At 65.7% G+C, this 13,394-nt stretch carries 15 protein-coding genes; 4 read left to right on the top strand and 11 right to left on the bottom strand.

The features are described 5' to 3' along the window. The first annotated feature begins 49 nt into the window (after positions 1 to 49). Complete coding sequence (locus L0U81_RS15905) at positions 50 to 556, top strand: hypothetical protein (protein WP_233804119.1); 507 nt, start codon at positions 50 to 52, stop codon at positions 554 to 556. Positions 557 to 614: 58 nt separating this feature from the next. Here L0U81_RS15905 and L0U81_RS15900 read toward each other — a convergent pair whose 3' ends face one another. Together L0U81_RS15900 and L0U81_RS15895 are read right to left on the bottom strand one after the other, a co-directional pair. Continuing rightward, positions 615 to 2,177: a DHA2 family efflux MFS transporter permease subunit gene (locus tag L0U81_RS15900; protein ID WP_233804117.1), complete on the bottom strand. Its 1,563-nt coding sequence runs from the start codon at positions 2,175 to 2,177 to the stop codon at positions 615 to 617. Between the two features lie 197 nt (positions 2,178 to 2,374). After that, positions 2,375 to 2,881, bottom strand: a complete 507-nt coding sequence (locus L0U81_RS15895) for a MarR family winged helix-turn-helix transcriptional regulator (protein WP_233804115.1) — start codon at positions 2,879 to 2,881, stop codon at positions 2,375 to 2,377. A gap of 258 nt (positions 2,882 to 3,139) precedes the next feature. On the opposite strand from L0U81_RS15895, the gene L0U81_RS15890 reads away from it, so the two are divergent. Next, positions 3,140 to 3,532: a hypothetical protein gene (locus tag L0U81_RS15890; protein WP_233804113.1), complete on the top strand. Its 393-nt coding sequence runs from the start codon at positions 3,140 to 3,142 to the stop codon at positions 3,530 to 3,532. 279 nt (positions 3,533 to 3,811) lie between these two features. Then, positions 3,812 to 5,425 carry an efflux transporter outer membrane subunit gene (locus tag L0U81_RS15885; RefSeq protein WP_233804111.1) on the top strand — a complete coding sequence of 538 codons (1,614 nt, stop codon included), beginning with the start codon at positions 3,812 to 3,814 and terminating at the stop codon, positions 5,423 to 5,425. 55 nt (positions 5,426 to 5,480) lie between these two features. Here L0U81_RS15885 and L0U81_RS15880 read toward each other — a convergent pair whose 3' ends face one another. The 8 genes from L0U81_RS15880 to gspG all read right to left on the bottom strand — a co-directional run bounded on the left by L0U81_RS15880 (position 5,481) and on the right by gspG (position 11,557). Next, positions 5,481 to 6,260 carry a type II secretion system protein N gene (locus tag L0U81_RS15880; RefSeq protein WP_233804109.1) on the bottom strand — a complete coding sequence of 260 codons (780 nt, stop codon included), beginning with the start codon at positions 6,258 to 6,260 and terminating at the stop codon, positions 5,481 to 5,483. A 28-nt stretch (positions 6,261 to 6,288) separates the two neighbouring features. Continuing rightward, positions 6,289 to 6,792 (bottom strand): type II secretion system protein M, encoded by a 504-nt coding sequence (locus tag L0U81_RS15875; RefSeq protein WP_233804107.1) that lies wholly within the window; start codon positions 6,790 to 6,792, stop codon positions 6,289 to 6,291. Next, entirely contained in the window at positions 6,789 to 8,147 is a 1,359-nt protein-coding gene (gene gspL, locus L0U81_RS15870; RefSeq protein WP_233804106.1) for a type II secretion system protein GspL, read from the bottom strand. The genes L0U81_RS15875 and gspL overlap by 4 nt, the downstream gene beginning before the upstream one ends. A 28-nt stretch (positions 8,148 to 8,175) precedes the next feature. Further along, positions 8,176 to 9,279 carry a type II secretion system minor pseudopilin GspK gene (gene gspK / locus L0U81_RS15865; protein ID WP_233804104.1) on the bottom strand — a complete coding sequence of 368 codons (1,104 nt, stop codon included), beginning with the start codon at positions 9,277 to 9,279 and terminating at the stop codon, positions 8,176 to 8,178. 1 nt (position 9,280) lies between these two features. Next, complete coding sequence (locus L0U81_RS15860; RefSeq protein WP_233804102.1) at positions 9,281 to 9,952, bottom strand: PulJ/GspJ family protein; 672 nt, start codon at positions 9,950 to 9,952, stop codon at positions 9,281 to 9,283. After that, positions 9,930 to 10,325 carry a type II secretion system minor pseudopilin GspI gene (gene gspI, locus L0U81_RS15855; RefSeq protein ID WP_233804376.1) on the bottom strand — a complete coding sequence of 132 codons (396 nt, stop codon included), beginning with the start codon at positions 10,323 to 10,325 and terminating at the stop codon, positions 9,930 to 9,932. The genes L0U81_RS15860 and gspI overlap by 23 nt, the downstream gene beginning before the upstream one ends. Before the next feature lie 49 nt (positions 10,326 to 10,374). Continuing rightward, positions 10,375 to 10,914: a GspH/FimT family pseudopilin gene (locus L0U81_RS15850; protein WP_233804101.1), complete on the bottom strand. Its 540-nt coding sequence runs from the start codon at positions 10,912 to 10,914 to the stop codon at positions 10,375 to 10,377. Between the two features lie 178 nt (positions 10,915 to 11,092). After that, complete coding sequence (gene gspG / locus L0U81_RS15845; protein WP_233804099.1) at positions 11,093 to 11,557, bottom strand: type II secretion system major pseudopilin GspG; 465 nt, start codon at positions 11,555 to 11,557, stop codon at positions 11,093 to 11,095. Positions 11,558 to 11,693: 136 nt separating this feature from the next. Between gspG and L0U81_RS15840 the strand changes: the two genes are divergently transcribed. Further along, positions 11,694 to 12,107 carry a general secretion pathway protein GspC gene (locus L0U81_RS15840; RefSeq protein ID WP_233804097.1) on the top strand — a complete coding sequence of 138 codons (414 nt, stop codon included), beginning with the start codon at positions 11,694 to 11,696 and terminating at the stop codon, positions 12,105 to 12,107. A gap of 69 nt (positions 12,108 to 12,176) precedes the next feature. Here the strand turns inward: L0U81_RS15840 and gspF are convergent, their stop codons facing one another. Beyond that, on the bottom strand, positions 12,177 to 13,394 hold the full coding sequence (gene gspF / locus L0U81_RS15835) for a type II secretion system inner membrane protein GspF (RefSeq protein WP_233804095.1): 1,218 nt from the start codon (positions 13,392 to 13,394) through the stop codon (positions 12,177 to 12,179).

Raw genomic sequence — 13,394 nt, 5'->3', positions numbered from 1 at the left:
CGTGCCGGTCCAAAATGTTATGACACGATGCACATGGGGAGGTATCGACGTGAAGAACAAAGGTCTTTTGGCCGCGCTGTGTCTCGTGGCGACGGCAGCATGCTCGACCCAAGGTCAGGTCGATCCGGACGTCATGCAGATCGCGACCGAACCGCTGACGTGTTCGAACAAGGCCGAATGCGATCTCTGGTGGCAACGGGCGCACACATGGATCGCGAGCCATTCGAAGTACGAGATCGCGATCGCTAACGACTCGTTGATCCAGACCACCGGACCCGACGGCGGCAAGCGCACGCTCGCGTATCAGATCACGCGCGCCGCGAATCCCGACGGCACTACGACGATCGGCTTTTCCGCGCATTGCGACAGCTCGCTCGGCTGCAAGCCGAATCCGTGGGAAGCGGGTGCGGATTTCAAGCGGTATGTGAGAGGCGCGGGCGCCGGCGTGCCGCAAGGCAGCGCGACACCAATGCAGAACGCGCCCGATGCGACGCATCCGGAGACGCTGCCCGGCAAAACGACGACGCTGCCGAACGGCGAGGCGATGTCGCAATAGCGGACTGATGCGCGGCGTCGGCAGCGGCGCTCCAGGCACCGTTGCCGCGCCGTCTACCTCAGTGTCCTAACGAAGCCCCGGCACCGTTGCGCGGCTTCGTCATCCACACGAGCAATGCCAGCACGATAAACGCCGCGCACGAGATGCGGAAGAAGTCGTTGGTGGCCATCATGTACGCCTGGCTCGTTACCACCTGGTTCAGCTGCGCGGTCAGGCTGTCGCCGGACAACCCCGCGCCCGCGAGCGCATTCGTATAGGCATTGGTGTTCGCCGAATATGCGTTGACCGTATCGGCCAGCATCGCGTGGTGGTAGATCGTGTCGTTTTCCCAGAAGGTCGTGCTGATCGCCGTGCCGATCGCGCCCGACAACGTGCGGAAGAAGTTCGACAAACCCGAGGCGCTCGCAAGACGCTCGTCGGGCACGCTGGACAGCGTAATCGTCGTCATCGGCACGAAGAAGCACGCGACGCCGATGCCCTGTACGAGCCGCGGCAGGATCACGTGGCCGAACGGCACGTCGAGCGTGAACGTCGAGTTCCAGAACGACACGATCGCGAACACGATAAACGCGAAGCTCGCGACCATGCGCAGATTCAGCCGATGCATGTTCTTGCCGATCATCGGCGACAGGAACAGCGCGAGCAATCCGACCGGCGCCGTGGCGAGACCCGCGAGGCCGGCCGTATAGCCCATCACCGTTTGCAGCCACAGCGGGAAGATCACCACCGAGCCGAAGAACGCCATGAAGCCGAACGAGATGATCACCACGCCGAGCGCGAAGTTGCGATCCTTGAACAGCGACAGGTCGACGATCGGCTCCTTCTCCGTCAACTCCCACACGAGCAGGAACGCTATCGACACGAGCGCGATCACGCCGAGCGTGGCGATGAACGTCGAGTTGAACCAGTCGCGGTCCTTGCCGAGGTCGAGCATCATCTGCAGACACGACACACCGGTCACCAGCAACACGAGGCCGATCACGTCGATGCGCTGGCGCGTCGTCTGCGTCTCGCGGCCCCGTAGCAGCAGGTACGCGCAGAACGCCGAGAACAGGCCGATCGGCACGTTGATATAGAAGATCCACGGCCACGTGAAATTATCCGTGATGTAGCCGCCCATCACCGGGCCGAAGATCGGCGCGCAGATCACGGTCATCGCCCATAAGCCGAGCGCGAGGCCGCGCTTCGCGGGCGGGTAGGAGCGCATCAGGATCGTCTGCGACAGCGGCACCATCGGCCCGGACACGAGCCCTTGCACGAGCCGGAACGCGATCAGCGATTCGAAGTTATGCGCGAAACCGCAGGCCGCCGATGCGATCGTGAACAGCAGTACCGACAGCGTGAAAAGTCGCACCTCGCCGACGCGTCGCGCGAGCCAGCCGGTCAGCGGCACGGCGATGGCCGAGGCGACCGAGTACGACGAGATCACCCAGGTGCCCTGGCTTGTCGCGACGCCGAGGCTGCCGGAAATGGTCGGCACCGCGACGTTCGCGATCGAGGTGTCGAGCACCTCCATAAAGGTGCCCAGTGCAAGACCGACGGTCAGCAGCGCGAGCGCGCCGCCTTGCAGCGGGACGGGTTCGGTGACGGGCAGCGCGGCGTTGGAAGCCGTGGTGTCCATAGGTTGTTCTCCTCAGGTGGCAAAAGCTTGTCGCGGCAGCTTTATCACGCGTTTCAGACGCGGTGTTTGCATGCCGGATCACCCTCTGCCCAGACAGATATCTTAAGACAATAACGCCTTCAAAAAAGGCGCCTCTTGGTTGCGCTGCTAGTACTTCGTGATGAAGCGCCGCCTGGTGACGACGACTGCGCTTCGCTTCAAGTCTGTGGCTCGTCGGGCTGGGGCGCCGGTCCGCAGCCCACGCCGGCTTCTCCCTCGGGACCGTTCGCGATGAAACGGGCGAGCAGGTGAATCAGCGTCGCGTGCTCTTCGGCCGTAAAGCCGCGCAATTGATCGTTCAGCACGGTCGCCCCCAGATTCGGCAATTGCCGCGCGGCGTCATGGCCCTGGGGAGTCAACTCCAGCTTCACCATGCGACGGTCGTCACTGCTGCGCGTGCGCACGACGAAGCCCTTTTTTTCCAGGCGGTCGAGCAGACGCGTCATCGAACCGCTGTCGTACGACATCGCGCGCGACAGCTCGAATGGCGTGCTCGCGCGCCGCGACGACAGCATCAGAATCACGCCGATCTGTTGCGCGGTGAGCCCGAGCGGCTTGACCGCGCGGTCCGTGCGCTCCACCAGCACGTTACGCGCTTTCGTCAGGTAGTAGCCGAGACTGCTCGTGAGCTCGACCTCGTCCGCTTTGTAGGGGCCATCAGTCATGGGGTATCCGCAACATCCACAAGCAAATCGAAGTTTAGCTGCCTAAGCAGACAAGTCAAATCACATTTTGCGGTGCACGACCGGCCAACCTAAAAACAACAGTCGAAATGTCCGCGCGGCGCAGTATCTTGAAATTTAATTGCATAGTCAATATTATGACTAGCAATGAGTTTCGCGCGTCCTGCGCCATTTGAGACCATGTTCTGACCGATCGACGCACGCCGCCCCGCTCGCGACGCGCGCAACAGGATTTCCCCGATGCCGTACCTCAAAAACACGCTTGGCGGCCTCAGCCGCTCACTGACCGATTCCGCACTTCACAGCTTCCAGGGCCGACACCGTTGGTGGAAGCTCGCGCTGTTCGCGGGACTGATGGTGCTGCCGGGCGGATCGGTGGGCGTCGCGCTGCTCGCTTGGGTCGAGCATCGACGGGGGACGAAGCAGGCGAAGAACGACAGCGCCACGCTCGCGGAATCCAACGAGATCGTGCTGCCTAAGGAAAGCTTGGCGATTGAAGCGACAGACGTCGCGGCAGCCAACAGCGGCAGCGCTTGCGTTGCGCCCGGCGGTGCATCGTGCCGGGCTTCGGCGGGCAAACTCGCGCGCCAGCGTCAGCGCAAGCAGACCCAAACCGCAGATTCGCGCCTCTAACGACGCGCCGCTTCCCAACGCGCTTTCGAGACACCCGTTTGCTTCCGCTCGCCGCCTGAGCCGCAGCGCACCCGCAGTTCCTCGTGCCTGCCGGTAACAACGCGTAACCATCGCGTCGCCGCAAGTAACACACCTGCGCAGCGCGTCGCATTAACCTTTCAGCTTTCAGTTTCCCGCGCTCGCGCGGACTCATACGCTAACATTCCGGCAGACCATGATCTCGCCCCGCCGGTGGCGCCGCTCCCTGCCGCACCGCGGCGTCCAGAAGGAATTCATTGCATGCAGTCTGATCGAATCGCGCGCGCGCGGGCGTTTGCGCCGCGCGTCCTGACCCTCGCCATCAGCGCGGCCTGCGCGACGCTCGTCGCCGCCTGCGCGGTCGGCCCGAACTATCAGCGGCCGGCCACCCAGATCCCCGCGTCGTTCAAGGAAGCCGCGCCCGGCTGGAAGGTCGCCGAACCGGCCGATCAACACGACCGCGGCAACTGGTGGGCGATCTACGAAGACCCGAAGCTCAACGAACTCGTAGACAAGCTCAACGCCGCGAACCAGACCATCGCGCAATTCGCCGCGAACTACCGGCAGGCGCGCGCGCTCGTCGGCGAAGCGCGCGCCGCGTACTTCCCGACGATCGGTGCGTCGGCGGGCGTGACACGCTCCGGCAACGGCACGCAAACCGGCGGCAATGCGACGACGGCGACGAGCCGCGCCGGCATCAGCAACAGCTTCAACGTCCAGATGCAGGCGAGCTGGGAACCGGACCTGTGGGGCTCGGTCACGCGCTCGGTCAACGCACAGACAGCCGGCCAGCAAGGTGCGGCCGCCGACCTCGCGAACGCGCGCCTGTCGGCGCAAGCCACGCTCGCGCAGACCTACTTCCTGCTACGCGCGCTCGATTCCACGCAAAAGCTGCTAGACGACACCGTCGAGGCCTATCAGCGCTCGCTGCAGCTCACACAGAATCAGTACGCGGCCGGCGTCGCCGCGCGCTCGGACGTGATCCAGGCGCAAACCCAGCTGCAATCGGCGCAGGCCGCCGCGATCGACAATGGCATCCAGCGCGCGCAGGACGAGCACGCGATCGCGGTGCTGATCGGCGTGCCCGCGTCGACGTTCTCGCTGCCGCCGATGCCGCTCACCGCGACGCCACCCGCCGTGCCCGCGCAAATGCCGTCTGCGCTGCTCGAACGCAGGCCGGATATCGCGTCCGCGGAACGCAAGGCCGCTGCGGCGAACGAGCAGATCGGCGTGGCGATCGCCGCGTTCTTCCCGTCGCTGACGCTGTCGGCGACCGGCGGCTTCGAGAACTCAGTGTTCTCGCAACTGCTGACCTTGCCGTCGCGCTTCTGGACGCTCGGCCCGCAACTGGCCGGAACGATCTTCGACGCCGGCCTGCGCCAGGCGAAAACCGAGGCCGCGCGCGCCACCTACGACGCCGATGTCGCGACCTATCGGCAAACGGTGCTCGCCGCGTTCCAGGACGTCGAGGACAACCTCGCGTCGCTGCGCATCCTCGAGCAGGAAATCGTCGTGCAGCGGCAGGCGGTCGACTCGGCGCGCCAGGCGCTGGCGATCGTCACGAACGAGTACAAGGCGGGTACGGTCGGTTTCGTCAACGTGCTGACCGCGCAGACCACGGCATTCACGGCCGAACAGAAGCTCGAGACCATCGCCGGGCAGCGGATGGTGTCGTCGGTGGGTCTCGTGAAGGCGCTCGGCGGCGGCTGGGACGTGTCGCAGATGGATCGCGAGACCGGCGATGTCGCCGCGCCCGCACCGCTGCCGGCGTCGGCTCCAGCGGCTGCCGCAGTGGCGGCACCCGGCGCGACGTCCATCGCGCAAGGCATCACGCAAAGCGCAGACGCGCCGCAAGCGCGGGTGCAGAGCAAATAACGGCCGCCGCGCGCGCCTCGGTCAATGCGAAGCGCGCAGCGCAAAACAGCGCACCTCAGTGCACGAACGTCAGCGCCACCGTATCCGGTCCGCTCGGCCGGCCAAGCAGATTCAGCAGGCCGGCGAGGTTGTCGTGCTGCTCCGGCGCGGCGCTCGCCGTGCCACGAAACGACGTCGATGCGGCCGAGACCGTGCCGGTGCCGTTCAGCGTCAACGGTCCCTTCACCGTGCTCAGATCGAGCGCCGACGACATGCCCTGCGCCTGAAACCTGACCCGGTACGACCCGAGCGGCTTCACGAGCGACACGCGTGAGCTGAGGTCGTCGAGCATCATCGTCAGTTGTCCGAACGCTTCGCCGTTGAAGCTACGCCAGTCGGACCACGACAGCTGCACGTTGCCCTGCAGATCGAGCGTGTTGAACGGCGCGCCGAGCCCCGCGAGCAGCGACGCCGGCACCACGAGCACGCCCGGCGTGACGGTTGCCCCGCGCAGTGTCGCATCGACCGTGATCGGGTCGGGCATCGCTTCGCTTTGCCGCATGACCATGCGCACACGCCCGGTGAAAAGCGGCCAGAAGGCGGTGCGCCATTCGATCCGCCCAGGCAGCATTGTCGCCGCGCTCATATCGGAACCGGCGGCCAGCATCAGCGTCGCCGAGCCGTGCCACAGCGAGCCCTCGGCGTCGACGAGATTGACATGCCCGTGCGTTTGCCGCGCGAACTGCGGCGTAATCCAGGCGGCCGGCAGCAACGCGAGCGTCACGGCCGCGACCGACAAAATGGCCACGACCAGCCACGGCAGCGCCACACGCAGGCGCCACATCCAGTAATTCATTCGAGATCCTGTCGCGAGCGGCGCGTTGTTATTTCGCGGTCGATGGTTGCAGCGCCACCGTCAGGTCCACCTGGCCGTCGTCCTTCAACGCCGTGATGTGAGCCTCTGAGACCTGCACCTTGAACTGCTTGCGCACGTCATCGACCCACGTGGTCCAGGCGGGAAACGCCACGTTTTTCATCTGCACCTGCACCGCGTTGCCAACGAACTGCACCTGCGTCGCGGCGAGGCCATGCTCGCCGAGCGATGCGCTCAGCGCGTCCTTGAGCGCGGCGCCGGTCGGCGCGACACCTTGCGCGGCCGCCGACAGCGAGCGTGCCTCGTTGGCCTGCGAGGTCATCTGCGCGAGCTGGCGCTGCAGACTGGGCAGCGATTCGTGCAGATGTGCGCGGCCTTCCTGCGCGGGTGCCCACAGCACCGACCACGCGATCGCCACGGCGAGCGCGGCGCCGCCCCACGTCAGCAGCGCTTTTTCACGATCAGTGCGCTGTTCCCAGAAGCCAGCCCATGTTTGAGCGAGTTCAGCTTTCATTGTCCGTTCCTGATGGTCCACTTTCCGGTACTGCTGTCGATCGCGCCGGTGAGGCCGTTGCGCGCGAGGCGCTTGGCAAAGTCGGGGTCGACCTTGATCGCGGGTTTGAAGGTCACGTCGAGGCGGTGGTCGTGATAGTCGAGCGCGGCGATGCCGTTGACCGGCAGAGGCGACAGCGAACGCGCGAGACCGTCAGCGATGGACAGGAAATCCTCCGGCGACAACTCGCCCGCCGCGACCCGCAATTGCTGCACCTGACGCGCCATCTGATCTGGCGCGTCGAGCACGACGGTCGTCTTCGGGAACGTGTTGAGCAGCAACTCCGTCATCTGCGTGTTGATCGCGTCGCGCTGACGCGAGAGCATCAGCCACTGCACGTTCGCGCCGATGATCGCGACGACGAGCGCGGCGATTGCGAGTCCGATCGGAAGACGCAGACGCCGCAGCGTCGCACGATCGAGGCGCCACGGCTGCGACGCGAACTCGAACTGGCACAGGTCGAAGCGGCATTCGAGCGCGCGCCGCGCGAGCTGTTCGAACGGCAGAGGACTCGCGCCGTGGATGTGCGCGGCGAGCCGTGCGGGACTCGTCGTGGTGTGGCTCGGCTCGTTGCCGGGCACCTCGGTCAGCATGTACAGCGAGACCGGAGCCGCACCGGCGAGCGCGGCGAGGGTTGCATTGACCGCGTTGGCAGGCGCCGCGAGGCCTTCGCCCTGCGCGCCGCGCGCAATCGCCAGTTCGACGCGCGGCACGCCGCTGTCGACCGCGCCTTCGAGCAGCAGCGCGGGCGCGGTCTGCACCACCGCACCGAGCACTGCCGCCACCATCGGCACGATGGCCGGCGCTTCGGGCGCCACCACCGGCTCGCGCGCGTCGGCTGTTTCATCGACGCTCGCGGCCACTTCGGCCACCGGCGCCTGCGGCAGGCAACGCGTGACCGGCACCGCGCGCAGACTGCGATGACCGGCCGCTGTGAACGCCTCGCAGACGAAACGGAACCAGCCGCGATCGACGATCGCGAGCAGGTGCCGGCCATCGCCGAGCCTCTGCGGATCGACCGCGATATGGCAGGTCTGCGGGTCCTGGATCAGTTGATCCTCGACGATATTAGGCAATGCCTGGCGCAGCTTCGGGCCGCGTAGCGGCGGCAGCGTCGCGGGCATCAGCAGCAGGTCGCGCGCGGCGACCATCAGCACCGTCGTGCTCGCGCGCGGCAGTAGCGCGAGCGCCGAGCGGCCGGCGCGCTGCGTGCGCCCCGCCTTATCGAGCAGCAGAAATGTCAGCTCGGGCAGTTGCCATTCCTGCGAGGGCACCGCCGGATCACGCGGCGGCAATAGGACGATCAGCGTGCTCAAAGGCCACCCTCTCTGTGGATTGCATTATTCATAGTTGGTCTTGTACCCGCACGATACGCGTGGTGTGAGTCAGCGGATCGCGATAGACGAGCGTCGTGCGATCCACTTCGGCGCGCTCGTGCTGCACACTGCCGTGGACTAAAAAGTAGTTCGAGTTGACGTCGAACTGGTTCTGATCGATCGACACCGACGGCACGCCAGCCGCGGTCAGCGCGAGCGACACGTCGCCGACGTTGCGGAAGAACACGGTCTGCCGCCGCGCGACGAGTGCCTGCGCCTGCGACACCGTCATGCCCGGCACCACTGCCGCGATCACTTCGGCCGACGCGGTGTTCATGTTGATCGCGGTGGTCGTGGGCAACACGGTGACGAACGGGCGCAGCCGCGCGATGGTCTCCGGCGTATAGCCCGGAATGTCGAGCAGCGAATCGACGCTCGTCATCAGGAGCGGCGCGACCGCCACGTTGTCGTCGCCGTCCTCGATGCCGGGCTGGTTCGCGAAGTTGCCGCCCGTCATGCCGCCGCCACCGACCTGCGTCGAACTGGTGACCGAGGTGCCGGTCTGAAAGCGCGTCGCCGATTGCGACAGCCCCGCACGCATGTGCAGCGCGGTCACTTTGGCGAGCTGTCCGCTCAGGCCGAGCGACACGAGCAAACGCTGATACGCGGCCATCTGCTCGGCGCTGATCTGCATCACGCCGGGCGCCGGACTCGCGACCAGATTGCGCAGATTGAATCGGGATTGCGCGTCCTCGATCGAGCCTGACAGGTACGTCGCCGCACCTTGCTCCGCACGCACCTCGCCGATCTGGCCGAGAAAATCCGACAGCCGTGTTTTTGCAATCGGCACGCCCCACAGGCCACCCAGATACGTGATGCCCGCCGACGTATCGCCTTCGGAACGCAGGATCAGCCGCGTCCAGTCGAGCGCCCCGCGCGCAACCCACTGCGCCTGCGACAGCAGCCGCTGATTCTCGATGCGCCGGATCTGCACCTGCTGGCGCCACAACATGCCGGACACGAGGACCGCCGACAGCGCGACGACGAGCAGCGCGCTGATGATGGCCGCGCCGCGCTCGCGTGCACGCGAACCCGACGCGGACTTTTTCGGCAACGACGAGGAGAACGTCATCTCATTCTCCGACCAGAAAAACGCGCGTGATCGGCCGCGCGAGCGACGTCGCGCCGATGCTGATCTCGAGCCCCGTCACCGAGCGCGGCATCGGCGCGTTGCCGAGCTGCGGCACCTTCAGGTTGTTGGTGGCCTCCGTCATCGCGGTTTGCACGTCGTTCATCTGTGTGGTCCAGCCGAGCTTCGGCACATACATGCGCGCCGAAATCGAACCGACGCCGCCCATCAGCGGCACCGCGCTCCAGCCTTCGTCGCTGCCGTGCAGCGCGCGTCGCAACTCGCCGACATTGCCAAGCGGCGGCGACGCGTAGCGCACCACCCGGCCGTTCGAGATCTGATAGCGCACCACCTGAAGACGCGGCGCGATGCCCGGCAGCACCATGTGCCGCACGATCTGCAGCGTGTTGCCGTTGATCGAAACCGCGGCCTCACCCGATTCGTCCCCGGCGGCCTGGCGCGCATCGATGCGCATCTGGTCGAACAGCTGCGCGAACACGCGCTCGTCTTCCATCGCGTTCGTGATCGTCGTGCGGCCGCGGATGATCTGATCGAGTCCGCGCCACGACAGCACGGCGATGACCGCGAGGATCGCGATCGCGACCAGCAGTTCGATCAGCGTGAAGCCGCGCGCGCCGTACCGGCGGCGGCGCTCACAGCGAGCGGTTGGTTTCATTCGCGACCACCGTGACCATCTGGGCAAGATTGCCGGTTTGCCCGGGCATCGTCACCATTACTTCGACACGGCGAAACACCGGATTGGGCGTCGCCGTCACATGCTCGGTACAGAGCAGCTGCAGATTGCCTTGCGAGCAATCGAAGCTCGTTGAGCCGATGTTCGGCCATACATGCTTCAGATGCAGTTGCGCGAGCGTGTTATCCGCGCTCCAGCCGGCGAGCAGACGCCGGTGCAGATCGGCTTCGCCGCTCGCGAGACTGCCGACCGCGCGCAGCGACGCGGCGAGCGCAACCGCGATGATGGCGAGCGCGACCAGCACCTCGATCATCGTGAAGCCGCGCGACTTGCGGCCCGCGCCGTGACGCATCATGAAGGGGGAGGGGGCGCATGCGGCCCTGCCATAACGACGCATCGGCATCTCAACGCACCTCGTAGCGGCCATTGCCGGTACCGACGATCGTCGCCTGGCCGGCCGCCGAAAACAGCGTGACCTGCACCGGCACGTCGATCGCTTCGGTACCGAACACGATGCGATCGGCTTGCGAATCCGAGCCCGGGTAGCTGATCGCGACACCGGTCACACCGCCTTCCCACTGACGCGGTCCGAGCAGATCGTCGCGCAGCGGACGCCAGCCGTCTTCTGTGCGCTGATCGAAACGGAAGCCGCCCTCTAGCGGCCGCCACGCGATCGGCCGCGCGCGCACCTGCGCTTCGTCGCCGGCGGATTCGAACAATAGCGCGAGACGCTGCGCTTCCTCGTTCAGATCGGTGCGCGGATTACGCGTCATCGTCACCGCGGTCAGCGACACGAGCAGGCCCGCGATCACGAGCACAACCATCATTTCGAGCAGCGTGAAGCCGGCCGCGCGGCCGCGGCGCTGGCGCAAGCGCGGCCGCGAAACCGTACACGAATTGTCCACGCGGGACTTGCAAGCGGACGTGCGCATAGTGCCGGCCATCGACGATCAACGAAAATTCAAACAGCAATGCATCGGTGAAGCACGCGCGCCTCGACGCGCCGCGAAAATTGCGGCGCGGCGGGCAGGGCGCTCGGCGAAACCAGCGGCCAAACCGATGGCAAAGAGGGCGCGTACATGGACATCTTCGAGCCTGGCGGGAACCTGGGGTTCGGCGCGTTTATTGCCAGGACCCGACGTCGGCATCGTTGCCTTCGCCGCCCGGTTTGCCATCGGCGCCGTAGCTGAACACATCGATCTCGCCGTGCACGCCCGGATTCAGGTACTGGTACGGATTGCCCCACGGATCGTTCGGCAGACGCTCGAGATAGCCGCCGTCCTTCCAGTTGTTGGGGACCGGGTCGGTGGAGGGCTTTTCGATCAGCGAGCGCAGACCCTGTTCCTGGGTCGGATAGCGGCCATTGTCGAGGCGATAGAGCTTCAACGCCTGCATCACGGTGCCGATATCCTGCTTCGCGGCGACGCGCCGCGCTTCGTCCGGACGGCTCATGATCTTCGGCACGATCAGCGCGGCGAGAATGCCGAGAATCGCGATCACGACCATGATTTCGATCAGCGTGAAACCACGCTGACGACGGCTGCGCGGACCCGCGTTGTCAGCGCGGCGAATGGTCGACAGTTGCATAGCTTGCTACCTCTTTTCAGGTGAAATTTTCGACTCCGGCTGTCAGATTGAACACGCCGGGCCGGTCATTTTAATGTCATGCAGTTGAAGGGTTTCAACCCACCGCAATTTTCACAATAGTCCGTACAATGAGCGCATGAACGCCATCCAAATCCGCCTCCTGTCGCTCGCGGTGTTCGCCGCTTTCTGTGCGACGCTGACCTACTGGGTCATCACGCTCACCACGATGTCCGGCGCGCCGTTGCCGGCCGCCGCCGCACATACGCAGGTCTCGACCGACCAGGCCGCAGCACTGTTCGGCGGGCAACTCACGCGCAACGTCAATCAGGACATCCATCTCTTTGGCATCCTCGCGTTGAGCGAAGGCGCCGCGGCGATCGTCAGCGTCGGCGGCGAACCGCCTCACGCGGTGTCGCTTGGCAGCGCGCTCATGCAAGGCACCAGACTCTCCGAAGTTCGCGCCCGCTCGATCATCATCGACCGCAACGGCGCCCACTCCGAAATATTCCTGCCCGCCAATGCCGGCGGACCTACCATCTACGTGCGCTGAAACCTGAAACGATTGCGCGGCTGATGCGGTAAGCCGCGCAATTCTTTCTTTTCCTTCCTCGCGCTGCTGCTACTGCACGAGGTTGTTCAGCTCGATGATCGGCAGCATCACCGCGAGCACGATCACGAGCACCACGCCCCCCATCGCCAGAATCAGCAGCGGCTCGAGCAGGCTCGTCAGGAACATCGTGCGACGCTCAAGCTCGCGCGCTTCGCCGTCGGCCGCGCGATCGAGCATCGTCGTCACGTCACCGGTCGCTTCGCCCGAGCGGATCAGGTGCACGAGCACCGGCGGAAACGTCTTCGTATTGCCGAGCGCGCGCGACAGCGACGTACCTTCGCGCACCCGCACGATCGCGTCGTCGATGTTCTCGCGCATCGCGTTGTTGCTGAGCGTTTCGGCCGCGGCCTGCAACGCGCGCAGAATCGGCACGCCCGCCGCGGTCAGAATGCCAAGCGTGCTCGCGAAGCGCACGGTGTTATAGCCGCGCACGAGCTTGCCGATCAGCGGCGCGGTGAGCAGCCAACGGTCGAACGCGAGACGCGGCGCCGGTTGCCTGAGCGTCGCGCGCACCAGATAGCCGACCACGAGCACGCCGATTAGCATCGCCCACCACCAGTGCCGCACGAAGCCGGACAGCGCCATCATCACGATCGTCAGAAATGGCAGTTGCTGTTTCGTGCTCGCGAACACGTTGACGACCTGCGGCACCACATAGCTGAGCAGGAACGTGACGATGCCGAACGCGATGAACGTGACGATCGTCGGATAGGTGAACGCCAGCACGATCTTCTGCTTCAGTGCGTTGCGCTGCTCGATATAGTCGGCGAGCCGCGACAGCACCAAACCGAGCTTGCCCGTGTGTTCGCCGGCCGCGACGAGCGCCCGGTAGATCTCGGGGAAATCCTTCGGATGCTGCTGCAGCGCGTTGGCGAGCGAATGACCGCCGAGCACTTCGGCGCGAATCGCCGCCATCAGCTCGCGGATGTAATCGCGCTCCGACTGCTCGGTCAGCACCGCGAGAGCTTCGTCGAGCGGCAAGCCGGCGATCAGCAGACTCGCGAGCTGCCGCGTCAGAATGGCCTGCTCGCGCTGCGACAGACGACGCCCGAGCGCGAGCCGCCGATTGCGCTCGCCGCGCGTGCGCGATGCCGCTGGTTCGACGACGAGCGGGGTGAGCCCCTGCGAACGCAGGCTCGTGCGCGCGCCGCGCGCGCTGTCGGCGTCGAGCACGCCTTTTTGTGGCTTGCCCGCCGCGTCGATCGCTTCAAAACGAAATGCCGGCAT

It is taken from the genome of Paraburkholderia sp. HP33-1 (genome assembly GCF_021390595.1).
Lineage (GTDB): Bacteria > Pseudomonadota > Gammaproteobacteria > Burkholderiales > Burkholderiaceae > Paraburkholderia.
Note: the sequence above shows the minus strand (reverse complement) of the source record. Positions and strands in the feature narration are given on the sequence as shown.